Below are 18633 nucleotides of genomic sequence, written 5' to 3'. Positions count from 1 at the left end.
CTGAAAGAAGGTAGGTGATGACACTTAGCCCAATCGCCGTCATCAGCATCAATCCGATTGCGGTTAAGGGAGCGCTCACCGTCGCCCAAAAGAAGTATGTGCGAATGCCAAAAAGAAAAGAAAAGACAATAAGGAATCCGGTAAACAAGCTACTCAATTGGCAATAGGTCTGAGCGAGTCGTGAAATCATAAGATGCCTCCTTTGTTTCATTGTACTATAGGAGAAAGAGAAAACGATAAGGAGACGAGATCATGAAACGATTTACGAATGAAGGACACACCCTCGTATGCTTTGACTTTGATGAAACCTACTTTCCTCATGCATGCACACCAGATCAATTGGCATCCGTTCGACGGCTCGAAGATTTTTTGGAACAATATTCCCATCGATTGTCAACGATGTGGGTGACAGGTAGTTCACTCAAATCGCTACGTGAAAAAGTTGAACAGGCAAACCTTCGCTTTTGGCCTCACCGTATCGCTTCAAGTTTAGGTACGGAATTGTATCATATTGACGTAGACGGAACGTTTTCTTTAGAAGAATCCTATCAAGCGTTATTCCCGAGTGATTTTATATCTCGTGTGGAACGTGTTGCGTCACAGATTGAACAGATGCGGATTGAACTAGAAGCGCAACCGGGTTTTGGGACGAGTCCTTGGATCCGTAGCTATTACATCCGTGACCAAATCGGGTCTTGGAGCGAAACGCTTCGCATGCTAGCTGATCAAGAAGGGATTGCTGTCAACATCAGCCAATGCAATCCGCAAGCGGGTGATCCGATGGATGCATGGGATATTGATTTTTATCCAATGCATGCCGGGAAAGAATCGAGTGTTCGATATGTATGCACCACTGCTTCCTTCTTACGCAAAGAAACATATGCGTTCGGCGACAGTGGGAATGACCTTGGGATGTTAGCGCATGTAGGGAAAGGCTATTTAGTGGGTAATGCGACCGAACAGGCAAAACAGATGTATCCGGAGATGACAACAAAACCTTATGCAGAAGGGATTTTAGAAGTATTGGAATCTGATTTGTCCTCTTTCATATAGTGCATGATTTCCTCTAATGAACGGATGAGGGTCGCACGAATCGTTTCGGAATGTGGATTGAAGTGAAGACGTTGTTGCCAAATCCGACAAAATAAATCGGTCAAGGCCGCCTCTGCAGTTGCAGGATGGTCATTCAGATGAAGCGCATATCGATAAAGTAGTTTTTCATAGCGTGAGTATAAATGTTCTAAGGCTTGGCGATTTTTAAGACGAACTTGATCGACCAGGTGTTCATCGAGTGTAGGAGGCATATGCAACTTCTTTCGTATGGAATGAAGGTTTCAACGATAAAAGAATCAGGAACTTTACTCAGATAAAGCATCCTCTCTGTTCTTTCACTCATTTGCTCCCATTTAAACCAAGGAATATGAAGAATTGCAGTCGAATATGCATGCCCCTCAACGATTCAAAACGTGTGATAACAATTCGGGCAAGTCTGTGCGTCTCCCGGCGCACGTTTGAATGATGTTTTACACTTCGGACAAGTGACGGTTTCGCTCTGTTGATTAAACAAACTGCCACGATTGAATAAAATGTTGCGAAGGTTTGGTAACGCCAGTGCAGCGAAAATCATTGCCCCGAATAAAAAGGCAGCCAAGATCAGTAATAATACATAAGTCATCGGTTTTTTCCTCTCTCATTTGATTTCCTTTATCATAATCGAAATTTGAATCAGCGAACAGCTTATCAATAGAAATAAGAACAAATGTTCTGTATAATGAAGACAAAGGAGGGAAAACAGGATGAGAGAAGAATTGTTACGATGGATGCGTTCGGGACAAGTCACAGAAATGGTGTATGTCGATCGACATGGGACATTTTCAGAGCGGCGGGTCAAACTGATTAAAGTGCAAGGGGAGTACGTGGTGGCATGGGATTTGAATAAACAAGCGAGACGAACGTTTCGAATCGAGCAAGTTCTTGCCTGTCTTCCCATCAACGGACGATTTAGAAAGCGAAAGGCGGAGATTGGATGATTGCCTTACCAACGTTAGCAGCTCCAGCTAAAAGGGCACTAGTCGCTAAAGGAATCGAGTCTCTGCATGAATTGTGTCCCTATACACGCCGTGAGGTTGCGAGTTGGCATGGAATCGGACCGAATGCCCTTTTTGTCCTTGAGGCGGAGCTACTAAAACACAATTTAGCATTCAAAATGGAGGAACCTAATACGTGAGTGAAACGTCTAGGTTTTTTTTGTGAAGTGATTGCTTTCCTTTGAAAACGGGAAGTAATATATTTGTCATCTCAATTGCCGTTAAAATCTAGTAACATGACGATAAGGTTTTATGAACCTAGCGACACCCATGAGAAAGGACGTACACAGCATGAGAACGAAACGTTTATCCGCCATTTTACAAAATGAGATGGATGACATTTTTGATCCATGGGTGACCGGAGTCGAAACCGATTCCAGGAAGGTCAGTTCAGGGAATGTCTTTATTTGCATTCGCGGCTATACGGTTGACGGTCATAAGTTCGCAGAAGACGCCGTCGCCAACGGTGCGAGTGCGGTCATCTCAGAGTATCCACTCGATCTCGATGTACCGAATGTGGTTGTTGCCGATACGAAACAGACGGCAGGAGCGGTTGCGAGTGTATTTTATGACCACCCCTCTCATCGGATGCGTATATACGGTGTGACAGGGACGAATGGAAAAACTACGACGGCGACACTGACTTATGATTTGTTGCGTCTTTCAGGACGTCGTGTCGGAATCGTTAGTACGATTGGCGCGCGTTTTCATAATCAAACGGTTGAGACAGCCAATACGACACCAGAAGCCGTCGTCTTACATCGCATCTTAGCAGAGATGGTCGATGCAGGCGTCACGGATTGCGTACTCGAGGTATCATCGCATGCCTTGATGGAAGGTCGCGTAGCGGGCATCCACTTTCATGCGGCCGCGTTTACGAATTTGACGCATGATCATTTGGACTACCATCGTTCGATGGATGAGTATGCCCGGGCAAAAGCGCGATTGTTTGAACAGGTGGAAGTGACGAACGGTGAGGCGATTGTGTTAAATGCGGAAGATCCGGCTAGTCATGTCATGGCTGAGTTTGCGCCGACACGTCAAGCCATTATGTATAGTACAAAAGAGGAAATCGAAGCCGACATCCAAGTGATTTGGCGTGAAGAGACGGTACTCGTCAGGATGAAGGAGTTCAAGCTCGAAGTGCCCGTTCGGTTCATGGGGGCGTTCAATGCGGCGAACTTAGCAGCGGCAATCGGACTTGTGTCGACTTCCGATATGGCGCTACGGACCATTGTTTCAAATGTTCCAGGACTCACCTTGCCAAAAGGGCGGTTGGAGCGTTTAGCTACAGAGGATGCTGAGATTTATATCGACTATGCCCACACACCAGACGGGCTAGAGAAATGTTTGTCTACATTGCAACAAGATAACCGTGCACTTGTCGTCGTGTTAAGTGCGGCAGGAGACCGTGATCCTACGAAACGTCAAGATATGGGACGTATCGCAAGTCGCTATTCGAATGAGGTGATTGTCACCGTACATGATGTCCGCATGGAAGACCCAAAACAAATCATTCGTGATTTAGTAAAAGGTATCCAACCGGATGTGAAGTATGTGACGTTTGAAGCAAGGGAAGAGGCCCTTCGACATGCGGCCACGCAAGCGTTAGAAGGAAAGCGTGTCGTGGTTGTCGGAAAAGGACATGACCACATTGAACGAATCGGTCGACAGTCGATTCCATTTAATGAATCAAACATTTTATTGGAAGAATTGAAAAAACGAAAAGGCCAAGAGCCCGCCGTTTAACAAAACGATGACGTTTGTCATCGTTTTTTAATGTGTGAAGAATGTGAAGGAAGGTAATACCTAGTAATGTAGTAGAATTGAAGGAGGAGAATAGACATGTCAGTTTTGTACAAAGAATTTACAAATGATGAAGAAGTCGTCACCGCCGTTCAATCGATGAAAACAAATGGGATTGATGAGTCCAACATCTACGTCATCACACATGACGATGACCGGAGCAAACGTGTCGCGGATAATGCCGATGCGAACACCGTTTCAGCAAGTGACGTCGGTTTGGGGACAGCCGCCAAAAATGTGTTCCGCAAAAAAGGAGACGAACTGCGAGCCGATTTTCAAGAGCTCGGCTTCACAAAAGAGGAGGCAGAGCGTCTCGAAGAGAAGTTAGATCAAGGCAAAGTACTCGTCGTCGTGAAAGACGCACCTGCCGGATTCACTATCTGATTCCACACCATGGAGAATAGAGAGGAAAGAGGCTGAATCGTGAATGATTCAGCCTCTTTTGATGGACTTAGCGAAGACGGACGACGGTGCGACCACTCAATTCACCACGCATCATCGCTTCGGCGTGGCGAGGGACGTCGTGTAACGGAATCTCATGGATCATCTCATTGAGAACTTTCGGATCGATGAGTTCTTCGAGACGTTCCCATGCGTTCGTACGACGCGTCATGGGTTGCATGACCGAATCGATGCCGATGAGCTTCACGCCGCGTAAAATAAACGGATAGACGCTCGTTGGCAACTCTGCGCCTCCGACGAGACCGCATGCGGCGACAGCACCTTCATATCGTATCTGGCTCAAGATGTTGGCGAGTGTATTTCCACCGACCGAATCGATAGCGGCATCGAAACGTTGCTTGGCGAGGGGATGGGCAGGGCCTTCTAATTCGCTTCGATCGATGATCGTCTCGACACCGAGTGAGCGTAAGTATGGTGAATCTGTTTTGCCGGTGGAGGCGACGACATGGTAGCCGAGACGACGAAGCAACGTAATCGCGAAGCTTCCGACACCACCTGTCGCGCCTGTGACAAGTACTTCTTCACCCGGACGCACACCTGCGTGTTCGAGTGCATCAACGGAAAGCATGGCGGTAAGTCCTGGTGTTCCGATGGCGATTGCATCTCGCATGCTCATTCCTTTCGGTAACTTCACGAGCCATTTCCCCGGTACTTGCGCATACTGGCTAAATCCACCGAAGTGCCGTTCCCCAATCCCGAAACCAGTGGCGATTACCTCGTCGCCAACTTTGATGTCGAGGTGGTCTGATTCGACGACAGTTCCAACGAATTCGCATCCCGGAATGAACGGATAGCGATTGACGATTTTACCAGAAGTCGTTAATCCGAGCGCGTCTTTATAGTTCAACGCAGAGTAGTGAACTTCCACTAACACATTTCCGTCCTCTTCTTTCGGAAGGACATCGGCTTGTACTTCTTTTACTTCGGCATGAAGGCGTTCCTCGTGCTGGTCGAGCACGAGTGCTTGGAATGATTCATTCATCTGCTTAACCTCTTTTCCTATGGATGTCTTCACTCTAACAGTCTTTCCCTCACAAAATGAAATATATGCACGAATCTTTAGGGGGAAACGGGTAGAGAGTGGTACAATAGAGGGGATTCAAATTGCGTAAGGAGGAATGTAGTATGCGGCACGATGACTATGAGTTTGACGATGTAGAAGTAGAAGAAGGCGAATTGTTCAACGTATACGATATTCTCCCACCGGACGGGACGATCCTGGAGATGGCGACAGCTGAGGAAATGGTTCGAGCGGCCGAATTAGAAGCGAAGCATCATGCGCTTCAACGGCTCCAAGATTCAAACTTCCAGTTAACAGGCGTGTCGTTCAAAGAACTTCTGACAGAATTTGAACAGTATGAGCAAGAGTCAATGGAGTTCTGGACAGGTGTCTATAACCGGTTACGCATTCCTTGGGCGTGGACGATTCGAATCGATGTGGCCAATGGTCCGATTCATGTCGTGAACGATCGCGATATCTTTATTGATGAAGACGACTTCGAAGAATACGATGTTGATGATCTATTAGATGAATACGAAAAAGATTGAATCAAAAACGTCTTTCCCTCATTCAGATGGGAGAGACGTTTTTTTGTCGTGGAGCAGGTCGTGACGAATCCGACTGAGTTCAGTCGCTCCAAATAATAAGCCGACACTACATAAAATTGAGACACCACTCACCATCGCCCCGACGACGGCGGTATCTCCAATCATTGTGAATGACATGGTGAGGCTGAACAGTCCAAATAGCAGTAATCCTCCAGCAATGGTTTTCATAAAATTCACCCTTTCACGTATCTATGCATGTAGTGTAGACGGTTTGACGAGAGAAGGGTGTTTCTTTTTTTGACCTGGTAAATTATTTAATCAAGTCGTAAATCGAATAGGTCTTGCCATTTTCTAGGGGGCGGTCAATTAACTGTTCAGCAAATACACGAGCAACCGTTTCAGGAGAGCGGAGTCGTCCTTCTGTTTCGTATGAACGGAATTGTTCAAGGTCAGCGAACGCCTCTTTCGAAGAAGAACGAATCTCCGCCTGCATCGACGTATCCATCACACCTGGATTGAATAGAGCTGCACGATGTGAGGTTCCTTCTAGCTCTAGTGCAAGTGTCTCTGTGAAATGATCGAGTCCTGCTTTCGTGCCACAATATGCGCTCCAACCTGAGATCGGACGCTTAGCAGCGCCAGAGGTCACATGAATCAAATCGGTCGGCTTGTTGAAAGCGAGGACCGCATTCGCCAATAGCATCGGCGCAAGCAGGTTGGCGTGGACATGAGCGGTCACTTTCTCACCATCTAATTGTCCGACACGATGAATCGGTTCAATCCATGCTGCATTTTGAACGAGCAAAACCGAATCAGCCCGCTCTAGAAACGGTGTGATCTCCCGAATGACTGCATCAATCCCCGAAACGTTTGATAGGTCGACTGATCGTTGCTGATACGTAACGTCTTCCGCCTGTGAGCGAGAGAGCCCGACCACCTCGTAATCTCTAGCTTGTAGTTCCTGAGCGATGGAACGGCCGAGACCACGCGATGCGCCTGTGATGAGAGCAAGTTTCATATACATTCCTCCTATTCGTGAATCGTTTTCCGAAAACCGTAGAACGGACGAAACCGTAATTTCTCGTAATATGTGTGGGAATTTTGACTTGCGAGCATCTCAAGCCGTGTGTCTGGATAAAGTGTATGGACGTGTTGGAGTAACTGTTCGCCAAGACCACGTCTACGATATGTAGAAGCGACCAACAGTTCACAAACATACAAACTGACTGTCGTATCAGTCAATCCGCGCAAATAAGCGACAATCTTTCCATTTTCAGACTCCATCACATAGGTGACGTTTGATTGACGCCATGCCTCACGGGTCAACGCGTCACGTTCTACCAATTGGCTCCAACCTTCATCGCGATTAAGTTGTTGAATCGAGTCAAAGTCTGATTCCATATAAGTACGAATGTTCATTCAATCCGTTCTCCAATCTGCATTTCAATCTGTTTCATGACGTCGAACGCCCCATCTGATTGATTTGAACAAATGACCGAGATGGTATCGATTTCTGGATAGTAACCAGAATGGAAACTGACACCAGGGTCATAGCCCATCACGTGATATTTATAGACATCTCTCGATGCGTGATGTTGAATCCAAAGTCCGTATCCATAACTCCCGCCGCGGTCATTAACCGTCACGTGTGGTGTCAAAAGAAGCGACGTAGAAGCGGTATCAAGAAGCTGATGTGAAAACAGCGATTTCCAAAATTTAGTCATGTCTTGAGCGGTCACATACGCGCCACCATCTGCTCCTCCTTTGATTGGAATCGCATATTGGTTTGTACGCCATGTGCCGTCCGAGTGGTCAATATAACCGAGTGCTGTTCTAGAAGGCAAGGCATCGAGTGAAAAGTATCCAGAATCAATCATACCAGCAGGATGAAAAATCGATTGTTCGACATAGTCGGTGAAAGATTGCCCGGTCACATCTTCTACAATCAACCCTAACAGAATATATCCTGCATTATTGTAGGAGAATCGAGAACCCGGTTCGTCTTTCATAGATTTTTGTTGAAACAACGGTAAAAAATCACGTAACTGTTGAAGCCGATACATCGGGATATCACGCCATAGCGCTTCAAAGTCATCAGAGACGGATTCATCAAAATAGTCAGGGATTCCTGATGTGTGCGTCAACAACTGATGTACGGTGACGTTTGGTGACAGATGAGGTAAGGCAAATGTTTGAAATGAGTCAAGCGAGGTGGAAAAGGATAGTTTCCCTTGCTCGACTAACTGGCAAATCGCGATTGCTGTAAACAGTTTGCAACCGGACGCGATCCCGAACCGTGTCGTCACGTCATGTTGAATCTGTTCTGAGCGATTCGCATAGCCGTAAGACTGGTGGATTGATCCGTTTCGATTGGTGAGCAAATAGACACCCGAAAATGTCTCGTCAATCGATGGATGTGTGAAATGTGGCATGAGAAACCTCCATGTATTGAGTGATTCAATAAGTCGACTATATCATGTCCATCACAATCTCTCTAAAATTTACTCAATTTTCAAAAAAACATTTACCAAATAACAGGAATTGAGACAGGTGTCTGACCTCGAACGTGGTACGATATGGGCGAACAGAGAGGAAGTGGATTCAATGACGTTATTCTTCTGGGGGGTACTCGTTGGATTTTTGATTGCCTTGTGGCTATCCAAACGTCCACAGCCACATGCACAGTCTCTTTCGTTTATGCATTTCGGGAATCAAACGAAAGATGTCATTTATATTTTTGAAACGAAACCGACTTGGCGTTTCCGATACATCAGTCCTTCTTTAGACTTATATCTCGGAGAAGGAACGGTGATGCGAAGTTATTCAGATGCACAAGATTGTTTTCGGAGAATCCATCCGGATGATCGACGTCTCCTGCTCGATAAAGTGGCGGGACGCGTCAACTATGAAGAAGCGATTCTTCAGCGATGGCGCACGAATGACGGCACTTATGTATGGTTCGAGGAATACACCACGCCGATCTATCAGAATGATGAAATCGTAGCGGTTCAAGGTGTGATTCGGAACATCGAAGCAGCCATGACCGAGCGTGAACGTCTCATGTATGAAAGTCGCCACGATAGCTTGACCGGTGTCTTCAATCGTCGGGCGTTTGAAGACACGATTGCTCAAGCAAGAAATGCGTGTGACGTCGGAATCATCGTGCTGGATGTGAACGATTTGAAAGTCGTGAATGACGAAGAAGGGCATTCAGCTGGTGACTGTTTATTGAAACGAGTCGGTACAATCCTTCAAGACATCGAATCATCCGTCTATCGTTTAGGAGGAGATGAGTTCGTCTTGTTTCTAGAAATGATGCCTAAAGACGCATGTGAACGAATGGTTCGTCAAATTGAAGCGGCTTGTCTACAAGAAGGGATTTCCGTTGCCATCGGGTTGGCATGGGCATCTTGTCCGGAAACGATTGAGGCGCTTTGGCAACGTGCGGACGATGTCATGTATGAACGAAAGCGACAACAAAAAATAGACCTCCTTGACGCGTAAGTTCAAGGAGGTCTATTGGTTTAGCTGCTTACTTCTTCTACGTCAGACGAGTCTTCACCTAAATTGTTTAGATAGCGTTCATAACGAGAAATGCCGTAGCGATAAGATGCCCACATGAGCACGGACGTGACGACGACAAGTCCCGTTGTCACTGGAACAAACCATTTGGAGACGATGCCGTTCGCATAAGCGAGTCCGATCGGTGAGAAGACAAGGTAAACGAAAATCATCGAAGCGACGAGCAAAATCGATGTCGAAAGGGCATGCCGCCACGGTTTGACTCGTCCGAGTTCGATTTGAATCGGATTTGCTTGCAGCATCGGTCGTACACGCGCAAATACGAGCATGATTCCCGTTTCGATGACGAAGAGGATTCCGTAAATATGGATAAAGTTGATGCCGATTTCGACGTCGAACCATTGTTTCGTTCCCCACACGAGGAAATAGTAGGCGATGACGTGGAAAAAGACGACGGTCTTCGCGGCGATTGGCGGCACACGTTTAACAAGCATCCCGATTAAAACGATGACGAGAATCGGGATGTTGAAGAAACCGGTGAAGCGACGAATCAAGTCCCACAAGCCATCTGGCGCATACATAAGATTCGGGGCGACAAAGAACGAGACGAGTGCAACGAACGTCCCGAACCATTTGCTGACGCGAATCAAATCTTGGTCAGAAGCATCCGGTTTAAACTTCGGTTTGTAAATGTCGAGTACGAAGAGCGTCGCGATACTATTCAAGAGCGAGTTGAACGAGCTGAATACGGCACCGAGCAAGACGGCGAGGAAAAAGCCCATGAGCCACATCGGTAACAGCTCGGCAATCAAACTCGGATAAGCGAGGTCTGCCTTCTCGACGTTCGACCCGTACAAGTGAAACGCGATGACGCCAGGTAACAACATGAAGATTGGAACGAGTAATTTCAAGTAGCCGGTAAAGAGAACGCCTTTTTGTCCTTCCGCTAAGTTTTTTGCACCGAGGGCCCGTTGAATCACGTATTGATTCAGTGCCCAATAGAACAAGTTCGCAAAAATCATTCCGGTGAAAATGGAGAGAAACGGGACCGAGTCGTTAGCGGAACCGATGGCGTTCAACTTTTCGGGATTCGTCGTCGCAATCGTCTTCATCCCGTCCAATAAATTCCCGTCCCCTAGTGCGAGAAAGCCTAGTGTCGGAACGAGGAATCCAATAATGATGAGTCCGATCCCGTTCAACGTGTCCGATACGGCAACGGCACGAAGACCTCCGAAGATGGTATAAATCGCCCCGATAATCCCAATGAACCAAACGACGAGCCAAAGGGACTGCTCAAAGCTAATGCCGAGAAGGGCCGGCACATCGAACAGTTGCAGGACGGCTAATCCACCTGAGTACAGCATAGATGGAATCGTGACGCACATATAGCCGAGTAGAAATAACAGGACGGTCAATCGACGAACGTCCTCGTCATAGCGTTGACTTAAAAATTCAGGAATAGTCGAAATCCCGATGCCAAGAAAGCGTGGCAACAAAAAGAGCGCCATGATGATGGCGGCGATACCGGCCGTCACTTCCCAAGCCATGGCCGACATGTTGCCGGCGAACGATTGGCCATTCAAGCCAATCAATTGTTCCGCTGACAAGTTGGTCAACAGGAGCGATCCCGCGATGAAGACGCCTGTTAGACCGCGACCGGCCAAGAAGTAATCGTCGGCGCTTTCGACTTTTCCTTTCGTCATGCGATACGAGACGTAAGCGACGAGCGCCATGAACAGGGCACCGGTCACGAGTATGTAGAGTACTTGTTGAAATGTCATGAAATCCCCTCATTCCTTACTTATGTTTTATATGTATTTGTAGGAAATACCCTAAATTATAAGAAGGTAGTCCTATTGTTTTGATCGAATCATACAGAAACCATGAACGTGGGGACGATTGCGTACTTGTCGTACGAGAGTAGAAAATCGATGAGGATGGATGGACCGATGGGAGGGACCTCGTGAAGAAGTGGATGATTGGAATGTTATCTGTTGTAGTGATAGCAGGTTATATCATGTTTAGCGAAATGCTGAAAGAAGAAAACACGAGTGATTTGGCTGTGACCGAAAGCTTCCGACACATAGACGATTTAGCTACAAGCTCGCCGATTGTCATCGTCGGCAAAGTGAGAAGTGCTCCTAAACCGTTTACACATCAATCGGTCACATTCTTTGAATCACACATTCAAGTGCAGCGTGTCTATCGAGACGTGAATGGTCAACTGAAGTCAGCCGATACGATCACCCTTTTACAAAATGATATGGAAGAAGACCCGCTCGTCAAACGAGACGAGACCGTTTTGCTGTATTTACAAAGATATGAAGGACCCGTGATGGAGAATGCATATCGGATTGTCGGTCTACAACTGGGACATTTCAAAGTGAATCGGACAGGGACACTGACTTCGGTAGGAAAACCTAACCTTTATCAAGAAAGCGGGCTCAGTGCTGACTTGAGCAAACTAGAGACATCATTGAAAGACAATCCTTATGTGGAAGAAAGAAACGAAGTGATGACGGATGAGGAAATCGAGGCTTTCAATGAAAATGAAGAGCGTTTGTTAGAGGAATCTCAACAACATAGCGAGTAAAAGCGGTGCTGACAAAATCAGCACCGCTTTTTATAATCGAATGTTCTTTCGAATGTCAAAAAAACTGAAGCATAGACGTCGCAACCGTGAAGTAGATGATGAGCCCTAGGTTGTCCATCAATGTCGTGATGAACGGTCCGGAAGCGACAGCCGGGTCTAACTTCAGGCGATTGATGAGAAGCGGGACAACCGTGCCGATCATTGTGGCGACACTGAGTGCGGCAAAGATGGAAACTCCGACAATGAAACCGATCAGCATGTTGTCATACAGCAGCGTGATGACGCCAAAGATGACAATCATACACGCAATCCCTAAGATGATGCCGGTTCCGAGTTCGCGTCGAATCATCTTCATAACGTTCTTTCGATTGATGGTCCCGAGTGCAATTGAGCGCACAGCGACGACGAGTGATTGCGTGGCTGCGTTCCCGGCAGAGCCCATGACAAGTGGCATGAAGACAGCGAGAAGCACAATCGTTTCGAGGGTGTCTTCGAAACCGCCAATCGTCGAAGCTGTAATCATGCCGAGAAACATGAGGCTGACAATCCAAGGGGCACGTTTTTTCGCTGCTTCAAGCGGACTCATGTTGATATCAGACGAACCTTTCGTCGCGGAGAGTTCTTCAAAGTCTTCTGTCGTTTCGCGCTCGATGACATCTAATATATCATCGACCGTGATGATGCCAAGTAGCTTTTGCTGATCATCGATAACGGGAAGGGCCAACAAATCGTACTTCTGGACAATCCTGGCCAAGTCTTCCTGGTCGGTCATGACGTTTGCCGAAATGACGCGGAACCCCATGATGTCTTCAATTTTCGCCTCGAGCGGTGCGACAATTAAATCACGTAAGGAGACAACACCAACCAGTTGGTGCGCTTGGTCGACCACATATAAGTAATAAATCGTTTCGGCATCTGGTCCGAGTTCACGCAACTCTTCAAGGGTCAGTCCAACCGTCTTATCAGCTTGAAGGACGACAAACTCAGTTGTCATGAGCGATCCGGCCGTTTCTTCCGGATACTGCATCAAATCTTTGACTTCTTGTTCCTCAATATCATCCATCTGCTCGAATAGCGTGTCCATGAACGCATCGGGTAGTTCCCGCATCAAGTCGGCCGCGTTGTCCGAATACATTTCATTCAAGATTCGGACGGCATACGACTGAGGTGTTTCTTGGATAAATGTACATTGTTCCTCTAACGTCAGCTTTTCAAATAGATCGGTGAATACCTCAGGGGAGATGGTTCGATACACGAACGACCGCTCATGTTGATTTAGTTCGATAAAATGATCCGCCTGTTCACCCGGGTGAAGGGAGAGAAAGAGATCTTGAAAATCGACCGGGTCTCCCTTTTGAATCAATGTACGAAGCGCTGCTTCATGTTCGTTGTATTCCGTTTCTTCAATTTTCATATGCTCACATCCTGATCTCTCACGTTTTCAATTTCATTTACGGTGAATAAAAAAAGTTTTCTACATTTTTTAGGGCGATACTATACATCAGCCATACATCTTATTTCCCTTTGCCATCGTCCTGATTTCTAGAGCATTGTTTGTTCATTCACATGAGTGAACATTTATTCATATCAATGCGGAATCGGCAACAGGTGAACTGTCGGATTAGACATTCGCAAATTTGGTAAAGTGATAAGGTAAGGGTAGTCACACACCCGAATCACAAGGAGGAAGCGAGATGATCTCAATGACGAATCAACCGATTTCACAAGATACGACGCTGAAACATCCGATTCATGTGTATTCAGAAATTGGAGAATTAAAAACGGTATTACTGAAGCGACCGGGTCGGGAGTTAGAGAACCTTACTCCAGAATATTTAGAGCGCCTCTTGTTCGATGATATTCCCCATTTGCCGGTCATTCAAAAAGAGCACGATTATTTTGCGAGTGCGCTTCAAAATCGTGGTGTGGAAGTCCTTTATCTCGAAAAACTAATGGCCGAAACGTTATCACTCCCTGGTGTGCGCGAAAAGTTTGTCGCGGATATCTTATCGGAGTCCAAATCAAATATCAACGGTTCTTACGAAACATTAAAAGAGTATTTACTCGATTTTGATAACGAAATGTTGATAGAGACGGTGATGGCCGGTATCCGGAAATCGGAGATCAAGCCAGAAAAACGCCGACATCTGCATGAAATGATTGAAGACACGTACCCCTTCTTTTTGGATCCAATGCCAAACCTCTACTTTACACGAGACCCGGCCGCTGCAATCGGTCACGGACTCTCCATCAACCGCATGAAAGAACCGGCACGTCGCCGTGAATCGCTCTTCACGCAATACATTATGCGCTATCACCCACGCTTTGCGAAACATGATGTTCCCATCTGGTCGGACCGTGATTATCGGTTTGCGATGGAAGGGGGAGACGAACTCGTCTTGTCGAAAGAAGTCGTCGCCATCGGCATCTCGGAACGGACGACCGCGCAAGGCATCGAGCGTGTCGCCCTCAACCTACTCAAGCATGGAGACAGCTTCAAAAAAGTCATCGCCATCGAAATTCCAAAATCACGCGCCTTCATGCATCTTGATACCGTCTTCACGATGGTCGATCATGATAAATTCACCATCCATCCGTTCATTCAAGGACCGGAAGGGAAGATGAACATTTTCGAGCTCACGTTAAACGCGGAAGGTGAACTTCAGATTGCCCAGCACTCGGATTTGTTGAAGGTGTTAAAAGACGTCCTCGGCTTACAAGAGGCGACGTTGATTCCTTGTGGTGGTGGCGATCCAATTGCGGCAGCCCGAGAACAATGGAATGATGGATCGAACACGCTCGCCATCGCGCCGGGTGTCGTGGTCACGTATGACCGAAACTATGTCTCGAATGAGTTACTTCGTAAAGAAGGCGTCGAAGTGATTGAAATCATGTCGAGTGAACTATCACGCGGACGTGGGGGTCCACGTTGCATGAGCTGTCCGATTATCCGACAAGACATCTAAATGTGATAAGGAGGAAGCAGTATGTCTACAACGTTCAATTTTGATTTGAAAGGTCGTCATTTTTTATCGCTAAACGAGTTTTCGGGTGAAGAAATCAACTACTTGATCGATTTGTCTGCTGCATTCAAACGTCAGAAAAAACAAGGTGTTCCACATCGGATTTGTGAAGGTAAAAACATTGCCTTGCTCTTTGAAAAACCATCGACGCGGACGCGTTGTGCGTTCACGGTCGCTGCCATCGATTTAGGGATGCATCCCGAATATTTAGGCAAGAATGACATCCAGTTCGGGAAGAAAGAATCGGTGCGCGATACCGCGATCGTCCTTGGACGCATGTTTGACGGCATTCAGTTCCGTGGCTTCGCCCACGAGACGGTCGAAGGTCTTGCGAAAGACGCAGGCGTACCGGTATGGAACGGCTTGACCGACTTGTATCACCCGACCCAAATCTTGGCTGACTTTTTGACGGTGAAAGAACAAAAAGGAGAACTTGCCGGAATCAAATTCGTATACGTGGGCGACGGACGGAACAACATGGGCAACACGCTGTTGATCGGTGGTGCAAAAGTAGGAATGGATATGCGGATCTGTGCACCGAAATCGCTCTGGCCATCTGACGAAATCGTGAACTATGCGAAGTCGGTCGCTGCTGAAACCGGTGCTGTGATCACCTTGACGGAGAGCATTGAGGAAGCGATGGATCAAGCGGACGTCGTCTACACGGATGTCTGGGTATCGATGGGCGAGGAAGCGGCATTCGCAGAACGGATTGAACTGTTGCGACCATATCAAGTGAACATGGACATGCTTCAAAAGAGTGGCAATCCAGACATCATGTTCTTACATTGCCTCCCTGCCTTCCACGACTTAGAAACGGAAGTCGGTCGAGCGATTCACGAACAGTACGGTTTGACGGAAATGGAAGTGACCGATGAAGTGTTCCGCAGTCGTCATTCGTTCGTATTTGATGAGGCGGAAAACCGGATGCATACCATCAAGGCGGTGATGGCGGCGACGCTCACGGAGACACGCGAATGGCTTGATCGTTGACGAGGAGGGGATTCCCCCTCCCGGTTCAAAATAAGCGAAAGGGATGAGTAGAATGTCTACGAAGTTGGAGCATGACTCAGGTGGTTCGGCTGGAGTACATCCTGACAAGCAAGACAAGCGGTTAGGTCTCGGAGCGTTGACGGCACTTGTCGTCGGATCGATGATTGGTGGTGGCGCCTTTAACTTGGCTGCCGATTTGGCGCAAGGTGCGAATGCGGGTGCCATTCTCATCGGGTGGGTGATTACAGGGATCGGGATTATTGCGCTCGGTCTCAGCTTTCAAAATCTGACGATGCGCCGTCCTGATCTCGATGGTGGTGTATATAGCTATGCACGGGCAGGCTTTGGGTCGTTCGTCGGATTTAACTCGGCCTGGGGATATTGGTTGTCTGCCTGGCTCGGGAATGTGGCGTATGCCACACTGCTATTCAGTTCGGTCGGTTATTTCTTCCCGATTTTTGAAGGGGGACAGAATATCGCGTCGATCATTGGCGCATCAATTATGCTGTGGCTCGTGCATACCCTCATCTTACGTGGGGTCCATGAGGCGTCGATGATCAACATCGTCACGACGATTGCCAAACTCGTCCCAATTTTTGCATTCATTACGATTACCTTGTTCTTCTTTAATCTCGAAAACTTCACCTTCGATTTTTGGGGACAAGGCGGTTTCTCGTGGGGAAGTGTGCGTGACCAAGTCGTTTCGACGATGCTCGTGACGCTTTGGGTCTTTATCGGTGTGGAAGGGGCCGTCGTTCTTTCTGGTCGTGCTCGGAAACGTTCGGACGTCGGGAAAGCAACCGTGATTGGGTTGCTCGGTACACTCGTCATTTATTTGCTCATTTCCATCATGTCGCTCGGTCTCATGACACCGGAAAACGTGGCGAACGCCTCGCAACCCGCGATGGCATATTTGCTCGAGTCGGCCGTCGGTCCGTGGGGTGCGATGCTCATCAACGGAGGGCTCGTCATCTCTGTCCTTGGCGCATGGCTCGGTTGGACGCTTTTAGCAGCTGAGATTCCATTCGTTGCCGCCAAAGATGGGGTCTTCCCGAAATGGTTCACGAAAGAGAATCAAAATCAGGCTCCCGTCAATGCCCTTTGGCTGACGAATGGGTTGATTCAGCTCTTCCTCTTCACATTCTTGATTTCAGATGCCGCATATAACTTTGCTTTTTCTCTCGCTTCGAGTGCGATTTTGATCCCATACGTGTTCTCGGCCTTTTATCAAGTGAAAGTGGCGAAGAACGGAATCGGATATAGTACCGGTGAACGAAAAACATGCGATTTAGCAATTGGATTGGTCGCCTCTGTTTATGGACTATGGCTCATTTACGCCGCTGGAATCGATTATTTACTTCTCACTACACTTTTATATGCACCGGGAACCCTTCTCTACATGAAGGCGCAACGTGAAAATGGCATCAAGTCACTCACTAAAACGGAATGGATGGTCGCCGGTGTGTTGACCGCACTCGCCATTTTCGCAGTCGTCCGCATACTATCGGGTAATATTTCAGTCATCTGATCGGGGGTATGGATATGGAGAAAAAACGAGTGGTCATCGCTTTAGGCGGGAATGCGATTCAACAAGGCAAAGATGCGACAGCCGAAGCACAAATACAGGCGGTTGAGGCAACGGCGGAATCTCTCGCTGCACTCATCGCGGAAGGAGTCGAGGTCATCATCACGCATGGGAACGGTCCGCAAGTGGGAAACCTGATGTTGCAACAAGCCGCATCAGACAGTCCAGCCACACCAGCGATGCCGCTTGATGTCTGTGGTGCGATGACGCAAGGGATGATTGGATACTGGTTCGAGAATGCACTAACCAAAGCGCTTCGTGCACGTGGTCTTGAACAGCATGTGGCTTCTCTCGTGACACGAAGTATTGTCGACCCGAACGATAGTGCGTTTCATCATCCGACCAAGCCGATCGGTCCGTTTTATACGGAAGAAGAGGCACTCCATCTCGAACGGACGACAGGTTACGTCTTCAAAGAAGATGCAGGACGTGGGTATCGTCGTGTGGTGCCGAGTCCAATCCCTATGAAAATCGCCGAACACGCCGTCATTCGAACACTCGTTGAAGCGGGGCACATCGTCGTCGCTTCTGGTGGCGGTGGCATTCCCGTCATGGAGACAATGGACGGATACGTCGGCATCGAGGCGGTCATCGATAAAGATTTCGCGGCTGCGAAACTGGCTGACCTCGTCAACGCAGACGTCTTACTCATTTTGACGGCTGTCGAACATGTGTATGTCAATTTTGGGAAGCCGGACGAGATGGCACTTCAAGAAACGTCGAAAGAACAGATGGAGACGTATATCGCGGAAGGGCAGTTCGCGCCAGGCAGTATGTTGCCGAAAGTAAGAGCGGCGCTGCAGTTTGCCGAATCCGGTACGAACCGTGTCGCCATCATCACGTCGCTCGATCAGGCTGTAGCCGCCATTGACGGAGAAGCTGGCACACGTGTCCGTCTGGCCCCATCACTCCAACAATAAGAATGTGTCGCAGACGTGAAGCGTTTGCGACTTTTTTTGTTTTCTGCCCGGGTTCAAGGGGAAGGAAGGTTGTATGCCAAAAATGAGATTGCTA

The 18633-nt window shown here is 47.7% G+C and carries 21 protein-coding genes; 12 read left to right on the top strand and 9 right to left on the bottom strand.

The features are described from left to right. Positions 1-252 precede the first annotated feature (252 nt). Positions 253-1053 carry an HAD family hydrolase gene (locus BV910_RS13815; RefSeq protein WP_078147790.1) on the top strand — a complete coding sequence of 267 codons (801 nt, stop codon included), beginning with the start codon at positions 253-255 and terminating at the stop codon, positions 1051-1053. Here the strand turns inward: BV910_RS13815 and BV910_RS13810 are convergent. Further along, on the bottom strand, positions 999-1304 hold the full coding sequence (locus tag BV910_RS13810) for an RNA polymerase sigma factor (RefSeq protein ID WP_078147789.1): 306 nt from the start codon (positions 1302-1304) through the stop codon (positions 999-1001). The genes BV910_RS13815 and BV910_RS13810 overlap by 55 nt on opposite strands. A gap of 155 nt (positions 1305-1459) precedes the next feature. Further along, positions 1460-1675 (bottom strand): hypothetical protein, encoded by a 216-nt coding sequence (locus tag BV910_RS13805; protein ID WP_012727536.1) that lies wholly within the window; start codon positions 1673-1675, stop codon positions 1460-1462. A 121-nt stretch (positions 1676-1796) separates the two neighbouring features. Here BV910_RS13805 and BV910_RS13800 point away from each other — a divergent pair, with 121 nt between their 5' ends. From BV910_RS13800 to BV910_RS13785, 4 genes are all read left to right on the top strand, one after another. Then, positions 1797-2030, top strand: coding sequence for a WYL domain-containing protein (locus BV910_RS13800; protein ID WP_074035487.1), 234 nt, complete (start codon positions 1797-1799; stop codon positions 2028-2030). Further along, positions 2027-2227 carry a helix-hairpin-helix domain-containing protein gene (locus tag BV910_RS13795; RefSeq protein ID WP_078147788.1) on the top strand — a complete coding sequence of 67 codons (201 nt, stop codon included), beginning with the start codon at positions 2027-2029 and terminating at the stop codon, positions 2225-2227. The genes BV910_RS13800 and BV910_RS13795 overlap by 4 nt, the downstream gene beginning before the upstream one ends. Positions 2228-2378: 151 nt before the next feature. Further along, positions 2379-3836, top strand: a complete 1458-nt coding sequence (locus BV910_RS13790; protein WP_078147787.1) for a UDP-N-acetylmuramoyl-L-alanyl-D-glutamate--2,6-diaminopimelate ligase — start codon at positions 2379-2381, stop codon at positions 3834-3836. A gap of 96 nt (positions 3837-3932) precedes the next feature. Next, positions 3933-4277 (top strand): YflT domain-containing protein, encoded by a 345-nt coding sequence (locus BV910_RS13785; protein WP_078147786.1) that lies wholly within the window; start codon positions 3933-3935, stop codon positions 4275-4277. 67 nt (positions 4278-4344) lie between these two features. Here BV910_RS13785 and BV910_RS13780 read toward each other — a convergent pair whose 3' ends face one another. Next, positions 4345-5337, bottom strand: coding sequence for an MDR family oxidoreductase (locus tag BV910_RS13780; protein ID WP_078147785.1), 993 nt, complete (start codon positions 5335-5337; stop codon positions 4345-4347). Positions 5338-5480: 143 nt separating this feature from the next. On the opposite strand from BV910_RS13780, the gene BV910_RS13775 reads away from it, so the two are divergent. Further along, positions 5481-5903 carry a hypothetical protein gene (locus BV910_RS13775; protein ID WP_078147784.1) on the top strand — a complete coding sequence of 141 codons (423 nt, stop codon included), beginning with the start codon at positions 5481-5483 and terminating at the stop codon, positions 5901-5903. 18 nt (positions 5904-5921) lie between these two features. Here BV910_RS13775 and BV910_RS13770 read toward each other — a convergent pair whose 3' ends face one another. The 4 genes from BV910_RS13770 to BV910_RS13755 all read right to left on the bottom strand — a co-directional run bounded on the left by BV910_RS13770 (position 5922) and on the right by BV910_RS13755 (position 8335). Next, positions 5922-6131, bottom strand: coding sequence for a hypothetical protein (locus BV910_RS13770; RefSeq protein WP_078147783.1), 210 nt, complete (start codon positions 6129-6131; stop codon positions 5922-5924). A gap of 82 nt (positions 6132-6213) precedes the next feature. Further along, positions 6214-6921 (bottom strand): SDR family NAD(P)-dependent oxidoreductase, encoded by a 708-nt coding sequence (locus BV910_RS13765; RefSeq protein ID WP_078147782.1) that lies wholly within the window; start codon positions 6919-6921, stop codon positions 6214-6216. Between the two features lie 11 nt (positions 6922-6932). Further along, positions 6933-7322, bottom strand: a complete 390-nt coding sequence (locus BV910_RS13760; protein ID WP_074035497.1) for a GNAT family N-acetyltransferase — start codon at positions 7320-7322, stop codon at positions 6933-6935. Beyond that, on the bottom strand, positions 7319-8335 hold the full coding sequence (locus BV910_RS13755) for a serine hydrolase domain-containing protein (RefSeq protein WP_078147781.1): 1017 nt from the start codon (positions 8333-8335) through the stop codon (positions 7319-7321). Before BV910_RS13755 ends, BV910_RS13760 begins: the two co-directional genes overlap by 4 nt. 172 nt (positions 8336-8507) lie before the next feature. On the opposite strand from BV910_RS13755, the gene BV910_RS13750 reads away from it, so the two are divergent. Further along, positions 8508-9407 carry a GGDEF domain-containing protein gene (locus BV910_RS13750; RefSeq protein WP_078147780.1) on the top strand — a complete coding sequence of 300 codons (900 nt, stop codon included), beginning with the start codon at positions 8508-8510 and terminating at the stop codon, positions 9405-9407. Positions 9408-9427: 20 nt separating this feature from the next. Here the strand turns inward: BV910_RS13750 and BV910_RS13745 are convergent, their stop codons facing one another. Further along, the gene (locus BV910_RS13745) at positions 9428-11206 is read right to left on the bottom strand and encodes a solute:sodium symporter family transporter (RefSeq protein WP_078147779.1); all 1779 of its coding nucleotides are present in this window, start codon (positions 11204-11206) and stop codon (positions 9428-9430) included. A 182-nt stretch (positions 11207-11388) separates the two neighbouring features. Between BV910_RS13745 and BV910_RS13740 the strand changes: the two genes are divergently transcribed. Further along, on the top strand, positions 11389-12018 hold the full coding sequence (locus BV910_RS13740) for a hypothetical protein (RefSeq protein WP_078147778.1): 630 nt from the start codon (positions 11389-11391) through the stop codon (positions 12016-12018). Between the two features lie 55 nt (positions 12019-12073). Here the strand turns inward: BV910_RS13740 and mgtE are convergent, their stop codons facing one another. Next, positions 12074-13432, bottom strand: coding sequence for a magnesium transporter (gene mgtE, locus BV910_RS13735; RefSeq protein ID WP_078147777.1), 1359 nt, complete (start codon positions 13430-13432; stop codon positions 12074-12076). A 322-nt stretch (positions 13433-13754) separates the two neighbouring features. On the opposite strand from mgtE, the gene arcA reads away from it, so the two are divergent. From arcA to arcC, 4 genes are read left to right on the top strand one after another with little or no spacing between them, the layout of a single operon-like run. Then, positions 13755-14984 (top strand): arginine deiminase, encoded by a 1230-nt coding sequence (gene arcA / locus BV910_RS13730; protein ID WP_031422019.1) that lies wholly within the window; start codon positions 13755-13757, stop codon positions 14982-14984. 21 nt (positions 14985-15005) lie between these two features. Further along, positions 15006-16034 (top strand): ornithine carbamoyltransferase, encoded by a 1029-nt coding sequence (gene argF, locus BV910_RS13725; protein ID WP_078147776.1) that lies wholly within the window; start codon positions 15006-15008, stop codon positions 16032-16034. A 52-nt stretch (positions 16035-16086) separates the two neighbouring features. Then, positions 16087-17562, top strand: coding sequence for an arginine-ornithine antiporter (gene arcD, locus BV910_RS13720; RefSeq protein WP_078147775.1), 1476 nt, complete (start codon positions 16087-16089; stop codon positions 17560-17562). Between the two features lie 14 nt (positions 17563-17576). Next, positions 17577-18539, top strand: coding sequence for a carbamate kinase (arcC, locus tag BV910_RS13715; protein WP_078147774.1), 963 nt, complete (start codon positions 17577-17579; stop codon positions 18537-18539). Positions 18540-18633: the final 94 nt, after the last annotated feature.

Source organism: Exiguobacterium sp. HVEsp1 (genome assembly GCF_002009685.1).
GTDB classification, from domain to species: domain Bacteria; phylum Bacillota; class Bacilli; order Exiguobacteriales; family Exiguobacteriaceae; genus Exiguobacterium; species Exiguobacterium profundum.
This window is presented reverse-complemented; position numbering and strand designations above follow the sequence as displayed.